General features: G+C 44.4%; 23 protein-coding genes, 2 pseudogenes and 1 riboswitch. Of the genes and pseudogenes, 12 read left to right on the top strand and 13 right to left on the bottom strand.

Translation table 11 applies throughout. The features are described from left to right. Positions 1 to 373 precede the first annotated feature (373 nt). The 9 genes and pseudogenes from RYO92_RS09075 to RYO92_RS09035 all read left to right on the top strand — a co-directional run bounded on the left by RYO92_RS09075 (position 374) and on the right by RYO92_RS09035 (position 7,937). The gene (locus RYO92_RS09075) at positions 374 to 883 is read left to right on the top strand and encodes a sigma-70 family RNA polymerase sigma factor (protein WP_105116765.1); all 510 of its coding nucleotides are present in this window, start codon (positions 374 to 376) and stop codon (positions 881 to 883) included. Between the two features lie 94 nt (positions 884 to 977). Then, on the top strand, positions 978 to 1,403 hold the full coding sequence (locus RYO92_RS09070; RefSeq protein ID WP_000323895.1) for a sigma-70 family RNA polymerase sigma factor: 426 nt from the start codon (positions 978 to 980) through the stop codon (positions 1,401 to 1,403). A gap of 83 nt (positions 1,404 to 1,486) precedes the next feature. Further along, positions 1,487 to 1,961: pseudogene (locus RYO92_RS09065) on the top strand (RNA polymerase sigma factor). Positions 1,962 to 2,115: 154 nt separating this feature from the next. Next, a pseudogene (locus tag RYO92_RS09060) lies at positions 2,116 to 3,141 on the top strand (AAA family ATPase). A 517-nt stretch (positions 3,142 to 3,658) separates the two neighbouring features. Further along, the gene (gene mobV, locus RYO92_RS09055) at positions 3,659 to 4,624 is read left to right on the top strand and encodes a MobV family relaxase (RefSeq protein WP_001820668.1); all 966 of its coding nucleotides are present in this window, start codon (positions 3,659 to 3,661) and stop codon (positions 4,622 to 4,624) included. An 8-nt stretch (positions 4,625 to 4,632) separates the two neighbouring features. Continuing rightward, the gene (locus RYO92_RS09050; RefSeq protein ID WP_000743700.1) at positions 4,633 to 5,487 is read left to right on the top strand and encodes a ParB/RepB/Spo0J family partition protein; all 855 of its coding nucleotides are present in this window, start codon (positions 4,633 to 4,635) and stop codon (positions 5,485 to 5,487) included. 45 nt (positions 5,488 to 5,532) lie between these two features. Beyond that, positions 5,533 to 5,763: a YdbC family protein gene (locus RYO92_RS09045; RefSeq protein WP_001206986.1), complete on the top strand. Its 231-nt coding sequence runs from the start codon at positions 5,533 to 5,535 to the stop codon at positions 5,761 to 5,763. Positions 5,764 to 5,834: 71 nt separating this feature from the next. Then, on the top strand, positions 5,835 to 6,026 hold the full coding sequence (locus RYO92_RS09040; protein ID WP_001820669.1) for a hypothetical protein: 192 nt from the start codon (positions 5,835 to 5,837) through the stop codon (positions 6,024 to 6,026). A gap of 54 nt (positions 6,027 to 6,080) precedes the next feature. Continuing rightward, positions 6,081 to 7,937, top strand: a complete 1,857-nt coding sequence (locus RYO92_RS09035) for a recombinase family protein (RefSeq protein WP_001820670.1) — start codon at positions 6,081 to 6,083, stop codon at positions 7,935 to 7,937. Here the strand turns inward: RYO92_RS09035 and RYO92_RS09030 are convergent. The 10 genes from RYO92_RS09030 to RYO92_RS08985 form a co-directional block, all read right to left on the bottom strand. After that, positions 7,860 to 8,237 carry a hypothetical protein gene (locus RYO92_RS09030; protein ID WP_315370175.1) on the bottom strand — a complete coding sequence of 126 codons (378 nt, stop codon included), beginning with the start codon at positions 8,235 to 8,237 and terminating at the stop codon, positions 7,860 to 7,862. The two genes, RYO92_RS09035 and RYO92_RS09030, sit on opposite strands and share 78 nt — an antisense overlap. Next, complete coding sequence (locus RYO92_RS09025) at positions 8,221 to 8,727, bottom strand: hypothetical protein (protein WP_315370174.1); 507 nt, start codon at positions 8,725 to 8,727, stop codon at positions 8,221 to 8,223. The genes RYO92_RS09030 and RYO92_RS09025 overlap by 17 nt, the downstream gene beginning before the upstream one ends. Before the next feature lie 35 nt (positions 8,728 to 8,762). Beyond that, positions 8,763 to 11,075, bottom strand: a complete 2,313-nt coding sequence (gene cooS, locus RYO92_RS09020) for an anaerobic carbon-monoxide dehydrogenase catalytic subunit (RefSeq protein WP_315370173.1) — start codon at positions 11,073 to 11,075, stop codon at positions 8,763 to 8,765. 441 nt (positions 11,076 to 11,516) lie between these two features. Continuing rightward, positions 11,517 to 12,710: an LL-diaminopimelate aminotransferase gene (locus RYO92_RS09015; protein ID WP_315370172.1), complete on the bottom strand. Its 1,194-nt coding sequence runs from the start codon at positions 12,708 to 12,710 to the stop codon at positions 11,517 to 11,519. A 26-nt stretch (positions 12,711 to 12,736) separates the two neighbouring features. Further along, positions 12,737 to 13,216 (bottom strand): S-ribosylhomocysteine lyase, encoded by a 480-nt coding sequence (locus RYO92_RS09010; RefSeq protein ID WP_314670416.1) that lies wholly within the window; start codon positions 13,214 to 13,216, stop codon positions 12,737 to 12,739. A gap of 1 nt (position 13,217) precedes the next feature. Then, positions 13,218 to 13,712 (bottom strand): hypothetical protein, encoded by a 495-nt coding sequence (locus RYO92_RS09005; protein WP_315370171.1) that lies wholly within the window; start codon positions 13,710 to 13,712, stop codon positions 13,218 to 13,220. 11 nt (positions 13,713 to 13,723) lie between these two features. Continuing rightward, positions 13,724 to 15,403 carry a glutamine--tRNA ligase/YqeY domain fusion protein gene (locus tag RYO92_RS09000; protein ID WP_315370170.1) on the bottom strand — a complete coding sequence of 560 codons (1,680 nt, stop codon included), beginning with the start codon at positions 15,401 to 15,403 and terminating at the stop codon, positions 13,724 to 13,726. A gap of 272 nt (positions 15,404 to 15,675) precedes the next feature. Then, positions 15,676 to 16,833, bottom strand: coding sequence for a M14 family zinc carboxypeptidase (locus RYO92_RS08995; protein WP_315370169.1), 1,158 nt, complete (start codon positions 16,831 to 16,833; stop codon positions 15,676 to 15,678). A 110-nt stretch (positions 16,834 to 16,943) separates the two neighbouring features. Then, entirely contained in the window at positions 16,944 to 17,642 is a 699-nt protein-coding gene (locus tag RYO92_RS08990; RefSeq protein WP_315000895.1) for an LrgB family protein, read from the bottom strand. Beyond that, positions 17,642 to 18,121: a CidA/LrgA family protein gene (locus tag RYO92_RS08985; RefSeq protein ID WP_315370168.1), complete on the bottom strand. Its 480-nt coding sequence runs from the start codon at positions 18,119 to 18,121 to the stop codon at positions 17,642 to 17,644. Before RYO92_RS08985 ends, RYO92_RS08990 begins: the two co-directional genes overlap by 1 nt. Positions 18,122 to 18,355: 234 nt before the next feature. Continuing rightward, a riboswitch (THF riboswitch) is annotated at positions 18,356 to 18,457 on the top strand. Between the two features lie 44 nt (positions 18,458 to 18,501). On the opposite strand from RYO92_RS08985, the gene RYO92_RS08980 reads away from it, so the two are divergent. Further along, positions 18,502 to 19,020 (top strand): folate family ECF transporter S component, encoded by a 519-nt coding sequence (locus RYO92_RS08980; RefSeq protein WP_314833164.1) that lies wholly within the window; start codon positions 18,502 to 18,504, stop codon positions 19,018 to 19,020. A 106-nt stretch (positions 19,021 to 19,126) separates the two neighbouring features. Further along, positions 19,127 to 20,428, top strand: a complete 1,302-nt coding sequence (locus RYO92_RS08975) for a bifunctional folylpolyglutamate synthase/dihydrofolate synthase (RefSeq protein ID WP_315370167.1) — start codon at positions 19,127 to 19,129, stop codon at positions 20,426 to 20,428. A gap of 59 nt (positions 20,429 to 20,487) precedes the next feature. On the opposite strand, the gene RYO92_RS08970 is transcribed toward RYO92_RS08975, so the two are convergent. Continuing rightward, complete coding sequence (locus RYO92_RS08970) at positions 20,488 to 21,030, bottom strand: hypothetical protein (RefSeq protein WP_314345900.1); 543 nt, start codon at positions 21,028 to 21,030, stop codon at positions 20,488 to 20,490. A gap of 252 nt (positions 21,031 to 21,282) precedes the next feature. Between RYO92_RS08970 and RYO92_RS08965 the strand changes: the two genes are divergently transcribed. After that, the gene (locus RYO92_RS08965; RefSeq protein ID WP_315270196.1) at positions 21,283 to 21,864 is read left to right on the top strand and encodes a xanthine phosphoribosyltransferase; all 582 of its coding nucleotides are present in this window, start codon (positions 21,283 to 21,285) and stop codon (positions 21,862 to 21,864) included. A gap of 65 nt (positions 21,865 to 21,929) precedes the next feature. Here the strand turns inward: RYO92_RS08965 and RYO92_RS08960 are convergent, their stop codons facing one another. Beyond that, complete coding sequence (locus tag RYO92_RS08960; protein ID WP_315370166.1) at positions 21,930 to 22,193, bottom strand: hypothetical protein; 264 nt, start codon at positions 22,191 to 22,193, stop codon at positions 21,930 to 21,932. Further along, a partial coding sequence (locus RYO92_RS08955; protein WP_315370165.1) for a cell wall-binding protein occupies positions 22,194 to 23,815 on the bottom strand: 1,622 nt, incomplete at its 5' end.

The following is a 23,815-nucleotide window of genomic DNA, read 5'->3' as shown; positions in this document are numbered from 1 at the left end:
ATACCCTAAATTACCCTCTGAATTTGTTTTTAAATTTGGAGGGATTTTTTTATGTCCTTTTTTCGGGCAGTTATCTATCTGCTCATACGAAGCAAAATTTATCAATACATAGCATATCAGAGAACGGCAGGAAACCAGTTAAAAAAATTTCTGCCAGTGCAACGGTACTTCTCACCTTGAAAGTAGAAGTACAATCTCCATACAATAGAATTACTATTTCCTATAACCGTAAAGGTCACAGAGCCTTTGCGGTTTTTCTTTTGTCGATTTTTGTTGGAAAGTGCCGTAGGGCTGTTTCTGATATGCGGTGTCGTTCTCCGCCTCTCCATCTGGATTTTTTACATTTCAAAAATTCAGATGGGAGGTATTTATGGTGAAATATGCACCAAGAAAGGTATATATCAGAGAAAGTGGCGGCTATGTGGAATTATCCTACACGGAGTTCTGCCGTTGCAGGGAATCCGACCAGACCTATATGGACAAGCTGTTTATCCCCATTCAAGGCTGTCTGCTTGAAGTCGTGAGGGAGCAATACACAGACTTCTACCGTGACAAGGAACGGTGGCGTTATCTGCAAAAATTAGATACAAAGAATAGACTGCTATCTCTCGACGGATTTACGGACAGCGAGGGGAATCCTCTGGACTTTATCACTGATGAAGCGGTGGACATTGCAGAAACCGTTGTCAATGCGGTCATGGTGGACAGGCTGAAAGCCGCCCTGCCTTTGCTGTCGGATAGTGAACAGGAGCTGATACAGGCAATCTTTTTTGACGGACTTTCCGAGCGTGAAGTCGGGGCGAGGTTGGGCATAACCCAGAGCGTTGTAAACAAACGCAAAGCCAGAATCCTAATAAAACTAAGAAAGATAATAGAAAATTAAAATTTAAGGCGTTCAGCCCCCTTGTTTTTTCCTTTGGGAAGATGAGGGGGCTTTTCTCTGCCCTCTCAATCAATTCTGATTGGAGGAAGTAAGAATGGCATACAACCACGGACGGGAGGACAGGAAATGGCGTATCTGGAAAGAAGCGGAGGAAAAGCTGCTGCGTGAGTGCGGCGTTGATGAAGCGACCATTGAGCAGATACGCATGGCGGACAGGGCAGACTTCAATTCCAACAGGCGGTTTTACCGATGGACGAATGACGTTGCGGAATATCTTGAGGACATGGCAGGCAGGGAGCGGCAGGCGGAAGTGGGTACGGTTGCGGAGTTACTGGAAGAGATTGAGAGCGAAAATCTCTATCAAGTATTAGTCACGGTGGACGGGCGTACCTTGAAAATCGTCCTGCTGAAAATGCAGGGGTATTCCACAAAGGAGATTGCCCCGCTTGTGCATTTGACGACTGGTGCCATCTATGCGAGGTTAGACCATCTGCGGAAGAAGCTGCGGAAAATTTTATAGCTTCTAAAACAGCCTGCCATCCTGCGGGCTACTGGGTGAGGGATGGAAATCCCCTCACTCATTTTTTGCAGGAGGACAACAGGATGGCATACAGGGTTAAGGCATACACGCTTCGGGAGGAATCCACGGAAAGCGGCACAAGGTATTTTATCAGCTTTAAGGACGGGCAGGGCAAATCCCACGAGTTGGAAGTGTCGGAACAGTTCTTTATGGAGTTTCGGCAGATGGAGCGCAGGAACAGGAATCTTTTCTAATGGGACGAGCGGCACAGGGAGTTTAACGAGGTATGGGACGAAACCCTTTACAGACGGGCGTTGCGTGTGCCTAAGAGCCTTGATGAACGCATGGTTGAGGAAGAACGGAATGAAACGCTCTATAAGGCGGTTGGGAGCCTTCCAGAGATACAAAGGCGGCGTTTCCTGCTCTACTACGAGTATGAGTTCAATTTTTACCAAATCGCCGCTATGGAGCATTGCACCGCTTCGGCAATACAGAAATCTGTTGCGATTGCAAAGGAGAAAGTAAAGGCGGAAATTGAAGAAATATCTCCAACCGTGACCGACACCGCCCGAAAAAGAAATCTGTTTTTTATTTGTGTGGGATTGGCGGCATTACATACTCTCACTTTTTTCCGTGGGAGTAAATCTATTTTTAAGGAGGTCAACGCCTATGTGCAACGAAAACAAAGACACCGCCCGAAAGGAGGAAAGCCATGCAGAAGTTACAGACAGTCAACGCCGAAACGCTCCTTTATGAACCGCTTGAGAAACCATCCTTTGTGGTGGACAGCCTTATCCCGACAGGCTTATCGCTGTTCTGCGGCTCACAGAAGATAGGCAAAAGCTGGCTCATGCTGAAGCTATGCTTATGCGTGTCGCAGGGAATCCCTTTATGGGATATGCCGACAATGGAGGGCGATGTGCTTTACCTCTGCCTTGAGGACACGTTCTGCCGCATACAGGACAGGTTATTTCGTTTGACGGACGAAGCAAGCGGGCGGCTCCACTTTGCCGTGGCAAGCTGTCAGACGGTCTTATCGTGCAGCTTGAAGATTATCTGAAAGATTACCCAGACAGCAGGCTCATTGTCATTGATACCTTGCAGAAAGTCCGTACAGCTTCAAAAGACAATGCCTATGCAAGCGACTATGGGGACATCTCCCTCATCAAAGACTTTGCCGACAGGCACTCTCTGGCGGTCATTGTCGTACACCACATCCGAAAGCAGAATGACAGCGACGTGTTCAACAAGGTGTCTGGGACGACAGGATTAACGGGGAGTGCGGACGCTACCTTTGTTCTGGAAAAGGAGAAACGTGCGTCTGACACCGCCAAGCTGTATGTGACGGGCAGGGACACGCCTTATCAGGAATACACGCTGCGTTTCCGTGATTGCCGTTGGGAGCTTGTGGAGCGGAAAACGCAGGAGCAGCTTGCGAAAGAAACGATACCAGATGTCCTTTTTCGGTTGGTGGATTTTATGAGGGATAAGGAAGAATGGATAGGCACGGCAACGGAACTGTTAGCCGCTATGGGGGAAACGGAAACCATACCCACGGTGATTACGAAATGGCTGAATGAATACCGCACCACATTTTTAAGCGAGAACCGTATCTGCTACCAGTACAGCCGCAGGAAAGACGGCAGGCGGATTGCCCTTGCAAGGAGGGCGGGTGACAGCGGTGATGGTGGTGACAGCGATATTAGGATACCCCCCTGTTACTGTCATTGACGCTTAAAGCCATGTAAAGCTGGCGGCTCTGCCCTGCGGGTGACAGCAGTGACGGTGGTGACAGTGATTTTAGGATACCCTGCCGCTGTCATCCCTACGGGAGAACACCCCGTAAACGCAAAATGCAGGCGTGAGATTTACTCGCCCTTTTCGGTCGTGTAAAACCACCCCTGCGGTCAGAAAAATCATTCCGATTTTTCCGACTGCGTTTACAGGGTGTAACACACTACACTTTGCCCTGCAAAGTCGTGTGCCAGACGTTCCCTCTGGACTCCCTTAAGGCAGGGCTGTGCCCTGCTATCCTACGCCTTACGGCTTCGGATAAAAGAATGGCGGCATGACGGTGACGGCTCTTGCGAGGGGGGTATCCCAAAAACACCGTCATCATCGACATGACCGTCATGCAGGGGGTGAGGGTGACAGTTGCGGCAGTCGGCAGGGGGTATCCCAAAACTGCTGTCACCACCGTCACCGCTGTCACCCCAAAGGACGGTCACCCGCCGAAAGAAAGGAGGAATCCGCCTATGCCTTATGCAATCCTGCGTTTCCAGAAACGAAAAGCGGGCGGCGTTGCGGCTTGTGAACGCCACAACGAGCGGAAGAAAGAAGCCTACAAAAGCAACCCAGATATAGATATGGAACGCTCTAAAAACAATTACCATCTCATAGCACCACCAAAGTACACCTACAAGAAAGAGATTAACCGCATGGTAGCCGAAGCGGGGTGCAGGACAAGGAAAGACAGCGTGATGATGGTGGAAACGCTCATCACAGCTTCACCAGAATTTATGAACCAGTTACCGCCCGAAGAACAAAAAGCGTATTTCCAGACGGCTCTTGACTTCATTTCGGAGCGTGTTGGAAAGCAGAATATCCTCTCCGCTGTCGTCCATATGGACGAGAGAACGCCCCATATGCACCTCTGCTTTGTGCCGATTACGCCAGACAATAAGCTGTCAGCGAAAGCTATCTTAGGCAACCAGAAATCATTATCCGAGTGGCAGACCGCCTACCATGAGCGGATGTCCTCACGGTGGAATCAGCTTGAACGGGGGCAGTCCTCAATGGAAACCAAGCGGAAACACGTCCCCACATGGCTCTATAAATTAGGCGGCAGGCTTGATAAACAGTATGAAGAAATCGTGTCTGCCCTATCCGACATCAACGCCTTTAACGCAGGGAAGAAAAGGGATAAAGCGTTAGATTTACTCTCTGCATGGCTGCCAGACGTGGAGAAATTCTCTAAGGAAATCGGGAAACAGCAGGCGTATATCGACAGTTTGAAAGAGAGAATTGGGCAGGAATCAGACTATGCGGGGCGTATGCGTGATGAAAAGTACGAGCAGGAACTAAAGGTGCAGAAAGCGAATCAGAAGATATTTGAATTGCAGAGAACCAACGAGCAGATGGGGCGGCTGCTGTCAAAAATACCGCCCGAAGTGTTGGAAGAATTGCAGAAAAATCATAGAAGCAGAGCGAAAGAAAGGTAGATATGTGAATGAAGAAACAGGATTTTAAGGTGTTAAAGACCAAAGACTTGTACCCGTTCCCCGACAATCCGTTTCATGTGGCAGAAGATGAAACACTGTCAGAGTTAGCGGAAAGCATCAAGGAATTTGGCATTGTCACGCCGATAATCACACGCCCGAAAGAGGACGGGGACGGTTATGAAGTGATTGCAGGACAGCGGCGTGTCCGTGCTTCTGAACTTGCAGGGATAAATACCGTGCCTGCGTTTGTCCTGCCCTTAGACCGTGACCGAGCCATCATCACCCTTGTAGACAGCAATTTGCAGCGTGAGAATATCCTGCCATCGGAGCGGGCGTTTGCTTACAAGATGAAATCCGAAGCCATGAAGCGGCAGGGTTTCCGCACAGACTTAACCTCGTCACAAGTTGTGACGAAGTTGCGGACGGACGACAAGGTGGCACAGGGCTTCGGCGTGGGCAGGATGACCGTGCAGCGTTTTATCCGCCTGACGGAACTGATACCGCCGATTTTGCAGATGGTGGACGAGGGGAAAATCGCCCTCACGCCTGCGGTGGAACTGTCCTTCTTGAAGAAAGACGAGCAGGAAAACCTCTTTGCCACGATGGAGAGCGAAGAAGCAACGCCCTCACTCTCACAGGCACAGCGGATGAAACAGTTAAGCCAGAGCGGGCGGCTTGACATGGATACGATATTTGCGATTATGACGGAGGAAAAGGGCAACCAGAAAGAAACCTTGAAAATCAACACAAGCAAGCTGAAAAAATACTTTCCGAAGAACACAACGCCGAAGCAGATGGAGGAAACCATCATCAAACTTTTGGAGCGTGAGTTGCAGAGGAAACGCAACCGTGACAGCCGCTAATCTTCTTTTTTCGGGAAGTAAATACAGAGAGTTGAGGTATGGAGAATGAGAGAAATCCAGTATGAAATCGTAAAGGAAATCGCAGTATTGTCTACGGGCGACAGTGGCTACACAAAGGAAATCAATCTCATTTCATGGAATGGGAAAGAGCCGAAGTATGACATCCGCAGCTTTTCCCCGAACCGTGAAAAGTGCGGCAAGGGAATCACGCTGAACGCTGATGAAGCGGCGGCACTCCTTAAAGCATTACAGAAAGAATTAAACAGCGAGGATTAATGGTATCTGATTGGCAGGGCGGGGACATTTCCAAACTCTTCCCTGCCCTGTCTGGAAAGGAAGATTTAAGTATGGGCGAGGATAAGAAAGCAGATAAAAAGAGAAAGCGTATCGTGCCAAAAGCACCAGTGCAGATGATAATCAGCCGTGAATATGTCGGCACACAGACCGTTACAGAAGCGTTTGTCCCGATTATCTCCGAGGATATTCGGAAGAAGATTGCCGAGGGCGACACCTTCGACAATGAGGGGCTGTCCGCTTAGAATGTACGCAATGGGACATGAAAACAGATAGGACAGATACGGAGGTTTTACAGTATGGCAGGAATCAAAGAAGAAAAGAAAATCTATTTAGTCGGCATTTATTGCCGCTTATCTAAAGACGATGGTACGGATAACGAGAGTGCGAGCATTGCGACACAGAAATCCATCCTCACGGATTATGTGAAAAAGCAGGGATGGCACATAGCAAAAACGTATGTGGACGATGGTTATTCTGGTACAAATTTCCAAAGACCAAGTTTCCAGAATATGATAAAAGACATTGAAAGCGGTCTGATAAACTGCGTGATTACGAAAGATTTATCCCGTCTGGGGAGAAACTATCTTGATTGTGGGTTATATCTGGAAGTTTTCTTCCCAGAGCATAACGTGAGGTATATAGCGGTCAATGACGGCGTAGATACCTTGAATAAATCTGCTATGGACATCACGCCTTTCCGCAACATTTTAAACGAAATGTATGCCGCTGACATATCTGTTAAGATAAAATCGGCATATCGGGCGAGGTTTCAACAGGGGAAATTCATGGGAACTACCGCCCCTTATGGCTATATCAAAGACCCTGCCGACCACAACCATCTGCTGATAGATGATAAAGTGGCACATGTTGTAAAAGAGATATTCGACCTTGCATTAAAAGGGAATGGAGTTGCCAAAATTTGCAGACATCTTAATAAACAGCATATCCTACGCCCTGCCGCTTATGCGGCGGAGCGTGGCGAAACAGGCTTTGAACGTCATTTTGAGGGGAACGAGGACAAACGCTATATTTGGAGTGGGAACAGCGTGAGGAGCATTTTAAGAAGCCCGATATATGCGGGAAATCTTGTAGGCTACAAACGGATTGCCGCCAATATGAAAAGCAAGAAACGCCCCTCTAAGCTGCCCGAAGAATGGGAAGTGATACCCAATACCCATGAGGGAATAGTCACGCAGGAGGAATTTGATATTGTCCAACAGCTTATTACAAGTCGTAGGCTTCCACAGAACAAGGGAGGATTTGTAAATATTTTTGCAGGCGTTATCAAGTGTGTGGACTGCGGATGTGCTCTGCGGGCAATGAACGTACACAGGAGGAAACGCCCAGAGATTATCGACTGTGTACAGTATTCATGTAATAATTATGCAAGAAACGGAAGAAGCGAGTGTAGTGCCCACAATATAGAAGCAAGGGATTTATTCAATGCCGTTCTTGCCGACATCAACTGTTTTGCGGATATGGCAGTGAATGATGAAAAGGCGGTCAGGGCCATAGAAAAGCGGCTCACGGAAACAGACCAGAGCAGGGCGAAAGCATTAGAGAAAGAACGTAAGAAGCTGAACAAACGCCTTGCGGAACTGGACAGGCTGTTTTCCTCTCTCTACGAGGATAAGGTCATGGAGCGTATTACCGAGCGGAATTTTGAGATGATGTCGGGGAAATACCAGAAAGAGCAGCTTGAAATTGAAGCAAGGCTGAAAGAGGTGACGGAAACTCTTAATGAAAGCTACGAGAAATCACGGGGAATCCGTGACTTCCTCGCCCTTATCCGAAATTATCAAGGCTTAAAAGAACTGGATGCAACAGTTATAAACGCACTCATAGACAAGATACTTGTTTCGGAGCGTGAGAAGATGGCAGACGGAACAGTGAAGCAGGAAATCAAGATTTACTATAAATTCATCGGCTTTGTCGATGAATTACATATCATACCTACAAAACGGTGGGCAGCAATGCCCGCTAAAAATTGTACGGTGTGCGGCGTTGAATATGTCCCGGGCTCTGGTGCATCAAGGTATTGTCCTGCTTGTGCCAAGAAGATACGGAGGGAGAAATCAAACGAGAGCAAACGCAGGAGCAGAGAACAGAAAAGGATAGCATGTATGAACTGTCCGCAAAAAATGACCGACTGAATTCGGAACGGAGCTCTTCTGTTTTTGAAGATAAGCCAAAAATAATTTTCCCTGCCAGATAAGGATTCCTAAAGCAATCACGGAAAGTCCCAAAAAACCGTCTTGTACCAAGTCCTGCAGATTGGGAGTAAATATTTCCGTTCCCTTCTCCAGATATTCAAAAATACTGTCCACAAACCACATCAGGCTGGCGGATAAAAAGAGTAAACAGGGAATATGATAGGCATATTCCTTGTTTTTATCCCGTAAAAAACGTGAAAAACTCCATTCTGTTGCAAAAACACTAAGCAATAGATGCATTTCTCTCTCCTTCCTTCTGCAGCTTTCTTTCCAGTACAAAGCAATAAACTGCCCAGATTCCGGTAATAAGAAGAGCCATAGAAACGCCCACCGTACTCATTTCCTGTAACATGGTATAGCTATCCTCCGGTGTTCTTGCCCCTGTTAAAAAGGGGAAGAAGGGAACGATTTCCCCATGCCAAAAATGTTCAAAAACCAAAAGAACGGAACCGGAAAATAAAAAGTTCGATAAGAGATGCAGCTTCTTCCGAAGACTTAGTCCCACCAAAGTACCGGAATTCGTTAAAGCGGAATGCGCCTCGCCTTCCGGGAAATTCCCATTTTTCAATGGGGAAGAATATCTTTTTTCCCCATTCATCAAACTTTTTCCCTCAGCTTCCCCTTTCAAAGCTTTTGTTCTTGCCTCCTCTTTTCTTTCCTTTTGCACAAGAATCCATTCAGCCGTTTTTACTATAATCCCCTCTACAATAGGTACTGCAACACAAGCCATAGCTTATCTCCTTTCTAATTTCTCTCTTTAAGCTTTTATTCCGCCTTTTTTACTTTTACAGAAATTTGAGCTAACAGCTCTTCGCCGGTGAGTTCTTTATGCACAATTTCCTTGGGAACAACCCAGCCTAAAGCCTTTCTCTTTTCTATAATATCCGCAACAATCTTTTCTCCCAGCTTATCCGGATCCGTATCTACATACATCACGGAGCCAAGAGTCTCTCTGGTACCTTCCTTTAGGAATTCAATGACATTTTTCGAACCGTGAATCTGCGCTTCTACACAGTGATAGGAATTTACTCCCATCAATCTGAAGCCTAAGGCTGCATCGATTCCCTTTTCATTACTCCACTCCGGTGAAGTAAAGGCATAGGGCATTTCCTGAATTTTCTTCCCTTCCACACCGGCAATTCCTGCAAAGATACCGGTGGAGCGGGTGTTATCAATACACTCACCCACATGCCATACCGGTGGTAAATCCGCGCCCAAGAATTCTTTTAAATTTTCTCCGCAATGTCTTTGACCGGAAATATTACAATAGCCCATTTTCATCAGAGGGAAGGAAGCACATCCATTGGTTAAAATTAAAATATTATTTCGGAGTAAAGCATTTGCTACGTCAATAATACATTTTTCGTATAATACCTTAGGATTGTTACATCCCACCATATTCACGATGCCCAGAATCTTGCCTTCCTTTAATGCCTTTGCCATAGGCTCCATGGAACCGAAGCGTTTATGCACGTATTCTACGGAGAAGCCCACTTCCGCCTCCACTTCGTAGGGAGGAATGTAAACCGGAATTCCCTGTCTGTCCTGGAAGCTTTTGATTCCTCGAAGCACAATCTTCTCCGCCAGCGCTCTGGTTTCTCCGATATTGGAATGATGGTGATCATATTCATAACGTTCCGCTCCCGGAAGTCTTGCAGAGTCACTGGTGGTAATTACCGTAGTTTTAAAGCAATTTGCCACCTCCATGATTGCTGGGAACACATCCTGTACATCCGCAATCCATAAATCCAAGGCACCGGTACCCAGTACCAGTTCCGCAGAAACTGCATTGGACAAGGGGATAACGTTGCTATAACGATACATTGCGGAAAGTCCTGAACAGCAGATTCCATAGAAGCGAATTCCCTTGGCTCCGGCTTTCTTAGCCAGCTCCACGAAACGCTCTTCCTGTCCGACTTTAACAATTTCGCTGACCAGGGTAGGAAGATGACCGTGCACTGCAATATTCACATAACCTTTCTTCAAGGCACCGATGTTTACCTTAGAGGTTACCCGGTCTCCCACACCAAAAAGTCCGTCTGTGGCGATGGCGGTACTCACCACACCGGAGAAGGTGAAGGCCAGACCGCAACGAAGGAATTGCTGCATGACACTCTTCCAATCTCCATCTGTACCCACGCCGGTTTTATGATAGGCTTCAAAGACTTCATGATAGGCACTGATAGGAATGATATCCAGCTTCTCCCACAACTCCTGTCTTTCCTTTGGCGCCATAGCCTTGATAACCTCATACTCCTTCGGAACCGTGCGGCTCATATCCTCCAGCAAAACATCTGCAAGCTCAGAAGCTATTTTTTTAATGTTTCTTCTACTGGTCTTTATGCCGAAGGCCTTTGCAACATCCCGAATCTTCTGCTGTCCTAAAATAGGAAGATCCAGCTTTCCCTCCGCTGCCCACTTTAAGGATAAGATTACCTCGCGGCCATGCATTCCGTGCTGAGCCACACCTGCCGCAGCAGACCGAAGAAGGTTTCTGGCTACAATCAAATCCGCATCCGCTCCGCAAACTCCCTTTGGACTTTTCGGAGTAACTTTACAGGGACCCATATTACAAATTTTACAACAAATACCGGCCATACCGAAGCTACACTGGGGCTGCTGTTGATCAAAACGATCAAAGGTGGTATCAAAGCCAAGCTGCTCCTGCCGTAAGATTAATTCCCGTACTGCCGGATCCGGGGTTTGCTCCAATACATCCTGCTTGGAGGGGAAGGTCTTTCGATAAGCGGAAACCGCATTCATATAATCCCGGATAAAGGCTTTATCATCCCCATCCTCCTCATGATCGGACTTTAAGGTAATGGTAGGAATACCATGCTCATCAAAGCCTATAAGGTTTCTGTGGCTATGGATATGGGCCAAAGTCTTCCCCTGTCCATGCTCATGACTATGCTCGTGGTTGTGTTCATGGTTGTGTTCATGGTTATGTTCATGACTGTGCTCCTGATTGTGAACATGCTCATGGCTGTGTTCATGACTGTGCTCATGGCTATGCTCATGACTATGCACATGACCGTGATTTTCCCGTTCTTGAAATTCCTTCTTCTCCTGACCCATAGTACCCCTTTCCTGCTCTTACGTAAGATAAGGTGAATGACAGCTTATCTCTTCTCTAAAAAACCTTCATATATAAACATATCATTTCTGTATGTTTATATGTTTATCGGATTTTTAGAATATACAGTTTCCCCTTTTTCTTGTCAATAAAATTATAAAAATAAAATGAACTATGAGCATTGAAATTTTTTATAGCCTGTTATAGGAAATAAAAAAGAGCTGTAAAAAGCATAAAAAGATTCCATGCAAATAGATCTGAAATGGGGTACGCTCTCGCTATCATCGCCACATAGCGGATACCAAGCAAAAAACAGAAGTTTTTCTGTTTTTCGCAAGTACCGACGGGCTCAGATTACCCCTATTTCAGACCTATATTGCATAGAATCTACTTGAAATTAAATCTTTAAAGCTTTTTTTGCTTTATCCCTTGCTTATAGAAAGTTATGCTTCCAGTAACTTCTTTATTCTTTCCATGGCTTCCTTAGTCTTTTCCTTGGTGGAAAAGGCTGTCAAACGGAAGAAGCCCTCTCCCGCATCTCCAAAACCTGCTCCGGGAGTTCCTACAACCTGTCCCTTTTCCAAAAGGAAATCAAAGAATTCCCAAGAATTCATCCCCTTAGGGCACTTAAGCCAGATATAAGGAGAATTCTTTCCACCGGTATAATAAATGGAAAGAGCATCCAAGGTTTCCATAATAATCTTGGCATTTTCCTTATAGTAAGAGATATTTCCCTGAATCTCCTTCTCACCGGCTTCTGTAAAGACAGCCTCGGCGCCTCTTTGCACAATGTAGGAAACCCCATTAAACTTTGTGGTCTGTCTTCTTAACCACATCTTCTGGAGAGACTGACCGCCGCGAATCAAAGCCTTAGGCACAACGGTGTAACCGCATCTTGTTCCGGTAAAGCCCGCCTTCTTGGAAAATGAGCAAAACTCAATGGCACATTCCTTCGCCCCGGGAATCTCATATATAGAGTGAGGTAAATTTCCCTCTACAAAGCACTCATACGCTGCATCAAAGAAAATTACCGCGTCATTTTCCTTTGCATAGTTGATCCAGGCCTTCAATCCCTCATGGTCATACACCGCACCGGTAGGATTGTTAGGAGAACAAAGATAAATCAATTCTACCTTTTCTCCCTTGGGCGGCATAGGCAAGAATCCGTTTTCTTCTCCGGAATGGGCAAAAATCACCTTGTTTCCCAGCATAATATTGGTATCCACATACACCGGATACACAGGGTCCGGAACCAAAGCTACAGAACCGGGTGCAAACAGATCCAGGATATTTCCTAAATCGGACTTTGCACCATCAGAAATGAAGATTTCCTCCAATTCCAAATCCACGGAAAAATTCTTATAGTAGTTTAAGATTTTTTCTCTAAGAAAATCATATCCCTGCTCCGGGCCATAGCCGTGAAAGCTCTCGCTTTTTCCCATCTCCATGGATGCGGAAGCCAAAGCATCCACCACAGTCTTGGGAAGTGGCAGAGTCACATCTCCAATACCCATACGAATCAACTTGTCCTTAATCTCCGGATTATTTTCCTGCCAGGTTCTGATTCTCTTTGCGATTTCTGCAAAAAGATAGCTTTCCTTTACCTCTTGATAATGATGATTTATATTTGCTCCCATACTACTCCTTTACTTTTTCCCACTCCCTATTCCGGATAATGGGTATTGTCATAGGAAATGTTCTCTAAAACTTCCTCTAAATACTTTCTGCTCCACCACTTGGCTACAGGCAGATTCATATCCCGGAAATTCCCGCAATCTCTCTCCGTCGCTCCGGGAATCTCACCGCTGAAATCCCGAATAAAGCTAAAGCAATTTTTTAAGAGAGAAATAATCTCGGCACTTTCCAAATCTCCCTTTAAGAGAAGGTAGAAACCGGTTCTACAGCCCATAGGGCCAAAGTACAGTACCTTTTCCTTCCAGCTCTCCTCATTCCGAAGGTAAGTGGCCGCCAGATGTTCAATGGCATGCATTGCGGCATTTTCCATGGCAGGCTCCACATTGGGATGGGTAAAACGAAGGTCAAAGGTCGTCACCACCTCTACACCCACAGAATCCTTTCTGGAAACATACACTCCGGGACGTAAATGAATGTGGTCAATGGTAAAACTTGTAATCTTTTCCATTTTACACTTCTTCCTTTACAAGCAGCCCCTGATGCTCATCATCCTCATAATGAGTCTGATGTCCTTCCTGATCCGTAGCCTCTCGGCCGTTCTCGGGTTCGTAGTAAAATTCTACATCCACGTCCTCATCCTCTACCGCCTTCTCATCAGAGGCAAAGGATAATTTCTCCTTCTTATCCCAAGCATTTCTTACCACTCTATAGGCATCTTTTCCCGCATCCACTGCTAAATTCTTCGTATCGATGGCGAGATTCTTTGCCGCATAGCCCAAATCCTTAGCCGCTTCCTTTAAATCCTCCTTGGTAACGGAATTTTTGAGAACGGTATAGGATCTCTGGGCAGATGCCTTCACCTCATGGGCGGAATCCACCACGTCCGTAAAGTCCTTATCAACTTCCTCGGAAAACTTCTGGTATTTGTACAAATAAGAAATCACTCCGGCTACAGCTCCTGTTAAAGCTGCAAAAAATACAAATGATCCAAACTTCTTTGCCATAGTATCCCTCCTTACTTCAATTGGAAACTGGACTTTAAGGAAACTATACGGTTAAATACGGGTTTTTCTTCCGTAGAATCCTTGCAATCCACACAAAAATATCCGTTACGAACAAACTGGAAGCTTTCTAAAGGCTCCGCCTTCGCCAGAACAGGCTCTAAATAACACTGCTTCACGGTTAGAGAGTTTGGGTTAAAGTTAAGACTTCCATCTTCATTTAACTTGCCCTTCTCCTCATCAATCAACTGCTCATATAAGCGAACCTCAGCGGAAAATGCTGTCTTGGCATCCACCCAATGAATGGTTCCCTTGGCTTTACGCTCGGTAAAGCCTGAGCCGGACTTGGTGGCAGGATCATAGGTACAATGCACTACAGTCACATTGCCCTCTTCATCCGTCTCATAGGATACCGCCCTGATAAAATAAGCACCCATAAGACGAATTTCATTTTCCATGGTTAATCTCTTATATTTCTTGGGAGGATCCGGCATGAAATCCTCTCTCTCAATGTAAAGCTCTCCGGAGAAATGAACTTCTCTCTCTCCTAAAGCTTCATTTTCAAGATTATTCGGGATGGAAAGCATTTCTCCTTCCCCTTCGTAGTTGTCAATCACCAACTTAATGGGATCCAATACCGCCATAAGTCTCGGTCTCTTCAGCTTTAAATCCTCACGAATACAATACTCTAAAAGAGAATAATCACAGGAGGACTGGGCCTTGGAAATACCGGAAAGCTTTACAAACTGTGCCAGACTTTCCTTGGTATAGCCTCTTCTTCTCAAAGCGGCAATGGTAACCAGACGAGGATCGTCCCAACCGTCTACCACACCGTCCTCAACCAGCTTCTTAATGTAACGCTTACCGGTAACCACATTGGTCAGGTAAAGCTTTGCAAATTCAATCTGTCTTGGAGGATAGGGGAAATCGCACTCCTGTACCACCCAATCATACAGAGGACGGTGATCCTCAAATTCTAAAGTACAAAGGGAATGGCTGATGCCCTCCACCGCATCCTCAATAGGATGGGCAAAGTCGTACATGGGATAAATACACCACTCATCTCCGGTATTGTGGTGGCTCATGTGAGAGACACGATAAATAACCGGGTCACGCATATTGATATTGGGACTTGCCATATCAATCTTAGCCCTCAGTGTCTTCTCTCCGTCCTGGTATTTTCCCGCCTTCATTTCCTCAAAGAGGCGAAGGTTTTCCTCGATAGAACGATTGCGACAGGGGCTCTCCTTACCGGGAGTGGTAAAGTCTCCACGATACTCTCTGATTTCCTCTGCCGTTAAATCGTCTACGAAGGCCTTTCCCTTCTGAATCAGATAAACCGCCTTTTCATACATAATAGGAAAATAGTCGGAGGCAAAAAACATTCTGTTCTCAAAATCCGCTCCGAGCCACTCCACGTCTTTTCGGATGCTCTCCACGAACTCCATCTTTTCCTTTACCGGATTGGTATCGTCAAAACGAAGATTAAAGGTACCGTTATATTCCTTGGCAATGCCGTAATTTAATAAAATAGACTTGGCGTGTCCGATATGGAGGTAACCGTTGGGCTCCGGTGGAAAACGGGTTTTGATTTCCTTAACCTTTCCCTCCCGCAAATCTTCATCGATGAAATTCTCTATAAAATTCTTGGACTCAAGCTCATTCTCTTTTCCAAGCATCTCTTCTGTCCCCATTTTATCCTCCTAAATTTAATCATTATTTTAATTTGCCTATTATAGCATAAGGAAAAGCTGTTTCACAAGAAAAAGCTAAAGGGAGGAAATCCTTCTTATAAACGAGATACTGCAAAATCCGGGACAATATTCGTTAAAAACGAGATATCGCACACTACGAGAGCGATACTCGTTAAGAATAAAAAACAGAGGTGCCGACCGGAAAAGGAAGCATAAGCTCTCCGATTCCAATCCGTACCCCATGAAATAATTTTTCGATATTCTATTGCATCTTAGCTCATATAATCATAAAGCAGATCCGGAAGAATTCCCTTTTGTCCATCCCAAATCTTATCAATCTGTTCTTCGGGCACAGGACTTACGCCCTTTCCGCACTCAATGGTCACAGAGGGAATCTGATATTTTTGCTCTGCAAAATCCTTAAAGCCTCCGGCATGCTGAGGAGAATAGTAATCAATTACAGGATAAGAAGAATTCTTATGCACGATTTCCGCCAATCTTCTGGCTTTCGGAACATACTCTCCCTGCCCGAAATACCAGTAAATGACTTCTCCCTGAGTATGGTAGCTGATGGTGGAGGTAAATTTTTCTTTTCGAAGTAAATCCGCCAAGGCCTTGGACTCTATCTCTGATTCCACTGCAGAACCCTTATACTCGTCCTTTGCAGGATATCCCTTTTTGTCTACAGTAATAGACCAGTTGGCATCGAAGTTTTTATTGAGGTTAACTCCTCTTGCATTACTTTTCCATAAACGGAAATAGCTCTTTAAATCGCCAGGATTTTCTTTTGCCACAATACTTTGCACCGTATTTCTGACTTCTTCAGAACCGATACCCGCCAAACCGTTTTGCACCAAGGAAACACCGTCCGGATCCACCATGGGAACAAAGTAAACGGCACAGTTTTGCAACATATCCTTCATGCCTTTACCGCCATAGCTTTGATTGTTCTTTTCCATTTCCAAAAGACTTGCCAGCTGACGCATAGCTACCTTGGTCACAATATATTCTCTGGCATGGATACTGGCATGAACCAAAATCTTCTTGGAGGCATTTGGATTTCCCACAATACCGCAATACAGCTCTCTTCCGTCAAGGGTTTTTCCCAAGGAGGATAACTGTAATGCCGGGTAGGCGTCCTTTAATTTAAATAAATCGGCGGACATCTCATTGTAGCCATACACCCCATGTCCTGAAAATCCATAGTCACTCAGCAAAGGAACATTCTCTCCGGAAAGCACACCGGAGTACACCTGCAAATAGGAATCCGCTACGGAAACGGTATTTTCATTCTTTCCCAGACCTACTCCGGGACCGCTGTTCACCGTGGTATGGTCATCCAGATCCGGACCGTCTGCAAAACTAAAGCCTGAATAGGCCAACAGGGATAGACTCAAGGCAAGGGAAAGTATCAGTCTTTTCTTCTTCATTGCTCCTCCTAAAATTTCATTTCTCTGCCCCATTTTAGCAAAGCTTCCGGGAAAAAGCTTGGACATTTTTCTTACAATCCCGGCACGGAAGACTTACTCTTTTTTATGTCCTAGCCAAAGGCCACATTATTGACTATGGGAACCAAAATTACCGTAAGAATTCCGGCAACCACGATAGCCAGAGAGGACATCGCTCCCTCCACTTCACCAAGCTCCAGTGCTTTAGCCGTACCGATGGCATGGGCGCTGGTTCCTAAAGCAAGACCTTTGGCAATGGGATGATGAATGGGGAAAATACGAAAAACAAGATCTGCAAGAATACTTCCCAAAATACCCGTTAAAACAATGGCGGCTACGGTTAAGGTTACATATCCTCCGGTTTCTTCCGAAATTCCCATACCGATAGCCGTGGTAATGGATTTTGGCAGTAAGGTGGAAATATGTTCGTTGGGCAAATGAAATAATATACCAAGCAGTAAAATGCTGCCGATAGAGCTCAAAGTCCCCGCAAAAATCCCCAAAAATACGGCTTTGAAATTATTTTTCAGTAAGGACCACTGCTTATAAAGAGGAATAGCCAAACAGACTGTAGCCGGCGTTAGAAAATAACTCAAAAGCCCCGCACCCTGTTTATACTTGGCATAGGGAATTTCCGTAACCAGGAGGATTCCCACAATAATGATGGTTGAGACAAGCAAGGGATTTAAAAAGTCCCACTTTAAGCGAAGCTTGATTTGTATTGCCAGAAGGTAAATAAATATACTTAAGCCAAAACCGAAGTGTTCTGAACTCATTAAAATCTCTTTCATTATTCCTCCTCCAAGCCCTTTAAGCTCTGCTTTAAATCTTCCAACTGTATCTCTCGAATTTCTTCCTGGATTTTCTCTTTCTTTTCCAGTGCAGATTCCATAGAGCGCATTTCCTTGATTTTATCTTCTCTGCTCTCTGTTACTTTTAAGATTCTCTGGCTTACCAAGCCGGTAACCGCCATAACAATAATTGTGGATAAGACGATAATTACAAGGTATGGTACTAAAACCGGCATCAATAATTTTGTTACGGTCATAATTCCAACTGCAGCCGGCAAAAACATAATACTCATGGTTTCCAGCATAAAGTTGCCCGCCTGCTCCACCGCATTCAAGGGAATAATTCCCTGCATCAGGAAAATCAGCATAAAAATCAAGCCATAGACTCCGGCCGGAACCGGTAAAGGCAAAAGCTTATTACACATTTCCCCCAAAAAAGTAAAAAAGATGATCCATGTCACCTGTCGAATTAATTTCATCGAACCCTCCTCCCACAAAAACTACTACAGTGTAGTCCCCTATTTCTTTTTTGACAAGAAAAACCGTTCCATCTTTTCTTCCTTTCTAAAAAAAAAACAGAAAAAATAAGCTATATTTTGAGATGGAATTTCCTTCCATTAATTTTCTTAAAATTCCTTTTGAAAAAGCAGGATTTTAGAGGGATTCTTCTTTACAAAAGGCGGAATAGGCATTACTATGCCCTTAGAACTTTTTGCAGAGTAGAGAATAAAGTGGTTAGTGCCCAACACACAGGGAGTTGGTGTCGGGACGAAGAACCAAATCGGTTCCCAGTTTTATTCTCGCATCCCGCTGCCAGGAAGCAAGACAGCTTCTTTACAGCGCATGAAAGGAGCGGTCTATGAATAAGAACGTGTTTAATGTCAAAAATCTTGTCACCTTTTCTATGCTGGTTGCCATTCAGATTATTCTGACCAGATTTCTGTCGGTACAGGCATGGAATTTCCGTATCGGTTTCGGCTTTGTCCCCATTGTCTTTGCCTCTATGTATCTGGGAATGGTTCCGGCTGTTTTAATTGCCTGCATTTCCGATATTCTGGGATGCTTTTTATTCTCTCCCTTCCCTTATATGCCGGGCTATACTCTTTCCGTAGGTTTAACTGCGGTGATTTACAGCCTGTGTTTAGAGAAAAATCGTAGCCAATATCGTATTATCCTCGCTATTATAATCAGCCAACTGCTTTGCAGCTTAATCATCAACAGCTACTTACTGACTCTCAGTACCGGAAGTCCACTACTTCCTTTGATGCAGTTCCGTGTCCTTCAAGTACTGATTAACAGTATTCTTCAATACTTTGCCATTAATGCTATAGTCATGCTGTTTGAAAAACGCAAAATTTTTCATGCTATAGCAAAATAAAACATCTATAATACAGAGTAACGGATGCAATGCTGCTCATTGTTTTCGCTACTCTGTTTTTCTATGGGAGGATTTTGTTCTTTATATTAAGGAGGATATTTTTAAAATGACTTGGGAAGAATGTATGGAGACCCTTGGGGTAAATGATTGGTATGGCTGTAAAATGGGTCTTCAGCCAACAAGAAATTTATTGAAAAAATGCGGAAATCCGGAAAATAAGCTTCGTTTTATCCATATTGCCGGTTCCAACGGAAAAGGTTCCGTCGCGAAAAGCCTGCAACAGATTTTAAGTCTTTCGGGTTATAAAACCGGGATGTATATTTCCCCTCATATAGAAAGCATGAATGAGCGCTATACCATTGACGGAGAAATGATTTCCGATGAAGATTTAAAAAGACTTTGTCTAAAAATGCGGGAGCTCAGCGAAAGCTTGGAGGAGGAGAAACCCAATTCCTTTGAAATGCTGACAGCCCTTGCCTTTTGTTATTTTCTGGAAAAGGGTGTAGATTATGTGGTCCTGGAGGTAGGTCTTGGAGGACGACTGGATGCCACCAATGTTATTCCCCATAAAGAATTGTCCGTTATAGCCCATATCGGTTTGGAACACACCGCTATTTTGGGAGATACTCTGGAAGAAATCGCCCGTGAAAAGGGTGGTATTATTGCAAAAGATACTCCTGTGGTATTAATGCATCAGAAGCCTGAGGTCATGGAAGAGATTCGAAGAATTTGCAAAGAGAAAAATGCCAAGCTACATATTACCAATCCCAAATATTTTCATTCCTATTCCTTCCATATTGACAACGGCTACCAATACTTTTCCTATCGTGAGAGACATGAATATGCATTGTCCTTACTGGGGGATTATCAATTGGACAATGCTATGGTCATCTGTGATGCGATAGACTGTCTGAAGGAAAGAGGCATTTCCATTCCTGAGGACTGCGTAAAGCAGGGGCTTATGACGGTTACATGGCCGGGACGATTTGAAATTCTAAAAAAACGTCCTTTGATTATTCTTGATGGAGCCCACAATCCCCAGGCGGTAAACAGTTTGGTTCGCTCTATAGAAATGCTTTTTCCGAACTACAAGAAGAGAATCTTCTTTTCCGTTATGGCGGATAAGGATTATATGACCATGTTGGAGCTCTTAAAGAACAACACCCTAAGCTTTAGTTTCTTCCAGGTGGAAAGCCATAGAGGCCAAAATCCTGAAATCTTAAAGGAACAATGGCAAGCTCACTTTGACGGAGAAATTCGTTGTCCCGAAAGCTTGGAGGAAGGTCTGGAATGGAATCTGAATGCCGTAAAAAAAGAAGAAGAGAAAACTCTCCTTCTTTGTCTGGGTTCCTTGTATCAGGTAGGACAGATTCGAAATTTCTTCAGAAACTATTATAGCTCCCACTAGGACATCCTATTCGATTTAGCCAAGAAAGTGAGGTCTAAGGAAAATCACTCTTAGGAATCTTACTCCTCTTCCCATTCCTCCTCATCTTCCTCTACATAGATGGAGGGAAAATATCCCGCCTTACAATACTCTTCTCCTTCTTCATTTTCCAAGAGGGAGAAGCTTTTTTTTGCTTCGGGAAGTCTGTTCATATCCTTAACATAGTAGAGGCACAGCGTATCTCCGTCTAAGTCCATGGAAGGAATCTTTCTTTGGAAAAAGCTTAAAATTTCCCAGGTACTTAATTCACTGTCATAACCCACCGCCAAAAGAAGATCTTTGCTTTCCGATCTTCGGAAATAGCACTTTGCCATGGCTCCTACTGTATTTTCTCCGAAGCTTTCCATATAAGCCAACTGTAGCTCCTGCTCCGGAATCTCCTCGCCCCCATCCAAGTATTGCTCCGCATTTTCAATATAAACCAAAATCTGAGAGAAATACTGATCCTTTAATTGAATAAAATCCATCAGATTGGAAAACGCCGTTTCTTTCGTCACTGCATTTTTCTGTGCATAATCTTCTAATACCTCTTGATACCCTATGGGGATGCTCCATTGATCCATTTTCTTTCCTTTCTTATTTTTCCAAAAATGAGCTTCTATTCCGGGAAAGGGAATTGCTTTTGCGAAATTTGCGTAATTTCTTTGCTTTTCTCTATTATCTTCTTTCCAACCCCTTTCTTTTTTCTACAATATGTTTTACTATACATACTATTCTGAAACAAGTTCATTTTTGTTTTCCTGAATAAAGGAAATCAGGGAACTTTGAGAGGAGTAGAATCATTGGCTGAGTCAAGGATAAAATGGAGGGATCAAATGAAGCTGCTGGAAGAAAGAATCAAGGCGGATGGACAAGTCAGACCGGGAAATATTTTAAAGGTGGATAGCTTTTTGAACCATCAGTTGGACGTTTCTCTTTTGGAAGAATTGGGAAAAGAATTCTATGAGCGTTTTAAGGACAAAGGGATTACTCGTATTTTAACCATTGAAGCTTCCGGAATCGCCCTTGCTTGTTGTGCAGCACAGTATTTTCATGTTCCGGTTGTTTTTGCGAAAAAAGCAAAGAGTAAAAATCTTGACGGCGATCTTTACACCTCCACTGTACATTCTTTTACCTACAATAAAGATTTCACCGTAACCCTTTCCAAGAAATTCTTGGGACCTGAGGACAAGGTTTTGCTGATTGACGATTTCCTGGCTGTAGGAAAGGCTATGAGAGGTCTTATCGATATCTGTAAGCAGGCCAATGCGGAAATTTCCGGCATCGGTATTGCCATCGAAAAAGGCTTCCAGTGCGGCGGTAAGGAACTTAGAGAAATGGGTCATGAAGTTTATAGTTTGGCCATCATTGATGAGATGACAGATGAGGGAAATATTACTTTCAGAGAGAATCCATAAAAATAATGTATAAGCAAAGGGCTGAAAAAATCAAAATATTTTGATTTTTTCAGCCCTTTTTTCCTCTACTCTTCGCTCTGAAGAACTTCATTCATTTTACTAGAAACCGCCTTTTCTTCCTTTTTTAAAGACTCTTCTTCTGTTCTTTCAGTATCTTCTTTTTTCTCAACACCTTCTTTTTCTTTCTCTTTAATTATCTTTTCCAAGCGGAACCACATGATTTTATAGATAACCGCTGTAAGAATTACGATAAACAGAAAAGATAAAAGCAGGAAGGGAAGGAGCCACTTGGCATTGATGGCAATCGCCAACACCACACTTCTATTCATTTAACTGCGCCTCTCTCCCAAAACAAAAGCAAAGCTTGTAACAACACCGTCTTTATTCTGCTTAATATTTTGCATGGATAAAGTCGGCAGGAAGGATACGGCGTCCTTTGCGGTAATGCTGGGCAGATTCTCATCCAAGTAACTCATTATGGCCATCTTAGAAACCTTGATTTCCGTCTCATAAGCCACTTTACCGCTGGCTCTGCCGTTTTTCTTCTGATAGTAAATCTTTGCCGGGAAAAGATAGTAAGAAGACTGTTCTTTTCTCTGTTTACTTTCCACTACGACGATACTGTCCGGATGAGCGGCATACAAATCAGCGGCTAGGAAGGCACGCCTTCCATCCTCATCAAAATGTACCCCTTCCTTATTTTCCTGATTCCGAAGCATTACGCCGTCTTCCCCTACATAGTAAAGATTATCAACCCAGGCATCCTTAATCATATGTCCATCCTGATCGAAGAAGTAGGTCTTTCCTTCCAAGTCCAGACGGCCGGTCTGCATAGTTCCATCGGCATTGAGATAGTATCGCTCTCCTCCGATATCTTGAAAGCCGGTTTGCATAATGCCTTTTTCATCAAAATAGTAGTACTTTCCGGCAATTTCCTTCCATCCGGTGACCTGATCTCCATTTTCATCGATGTAGGAACGTCCTCCCTCTTCATCTACAAACTGGGACAGGTGATACTTCTCCGGATCCAGACTAATGCTAAAGCTTTTACTGTAGCTTTCTCCCATACTGCCGTCACTGGCTTGTGCATAGGCTGTTAAAGTGTAATTACCGTTTCGGCTCAGCTTTATCGGAGCAAGATATTCTTCCTTTTGAATATCCTCTTTTCCTCCGCTTAAGCTGTAAATAATTTTCTTTCCACTGCTTTTTAAGCTGATTTCCACAGGATCCGTAAAGCTGTCCCCCTGCAAATCCGATTCCACCCTGGGATCCAAAAGAGACAATGCTGTCTGAACCTCTGTATTCTCCGGATACAGTTTTTTCGCTTCTTCTAAGGCCTTTACCGCCTCCTGATGTCTTCCGGCCTTTCCATAGGCCTCCGACAAAAGAAGATAATATTTGCTGTTCTTCGTAAGGTTTGAAGGCATTCCCTCTAAAAGAGCTATAGCCTCTTCTCCCTTTTCGGTCTGAACAAGGTTAGTTCCCTTCTTCAGTAAGTTGTTATATTGGGTAGAGGGCAAGTTTTGATAACAAAGATAAGCAATTCCCAAAGCAGGAATAATTGCTAACGGAGCTGTCTTTTTCCATTTCTGCCAGCCCTTTTTCCATTCTCCTACAGAGGTAGGAGGGATGGCTGCCTTATCCTGGAAATCATCAGGATCATCCGGAATTTCCCCCTCAAAAGCAAGCTTTTCCTCCATTTCCTTACGCTTTTCTTGTAAGGAAAGGATTTTCTCCTCCGGCTCTTCTTCATCTTCCTGCACTTCTTCCCGGAAAAGTCCTCTTTCAATAAGGGTAATGGACTCGTCTTCTAAAGGACCTTCCTCCTCTTGAGACTCTTCCTCTTGAGGGTCTTTCTCTTGAAGCTCTTCTTCTTGAGACTCATCTTCTTGAGACTCATCCTCTTGAGATTCATCCTCTTGAGATTCATCCTCTTGAGATTCATCCTCTT

This window comes from Oribacterium sinus, assembly GCF_963553175.1.
GTDB classification, from domain to species: Bacteria; Bacillota; Clostridia; order Lachnospirales; family Lachnospiraceae; genus Oribacterium; species Oribacterium sinus_B.
Note: the sequence above shows the minus strand (reverse complement) of the source record. Positions and strands in the feature narration are given on the sequence as shown.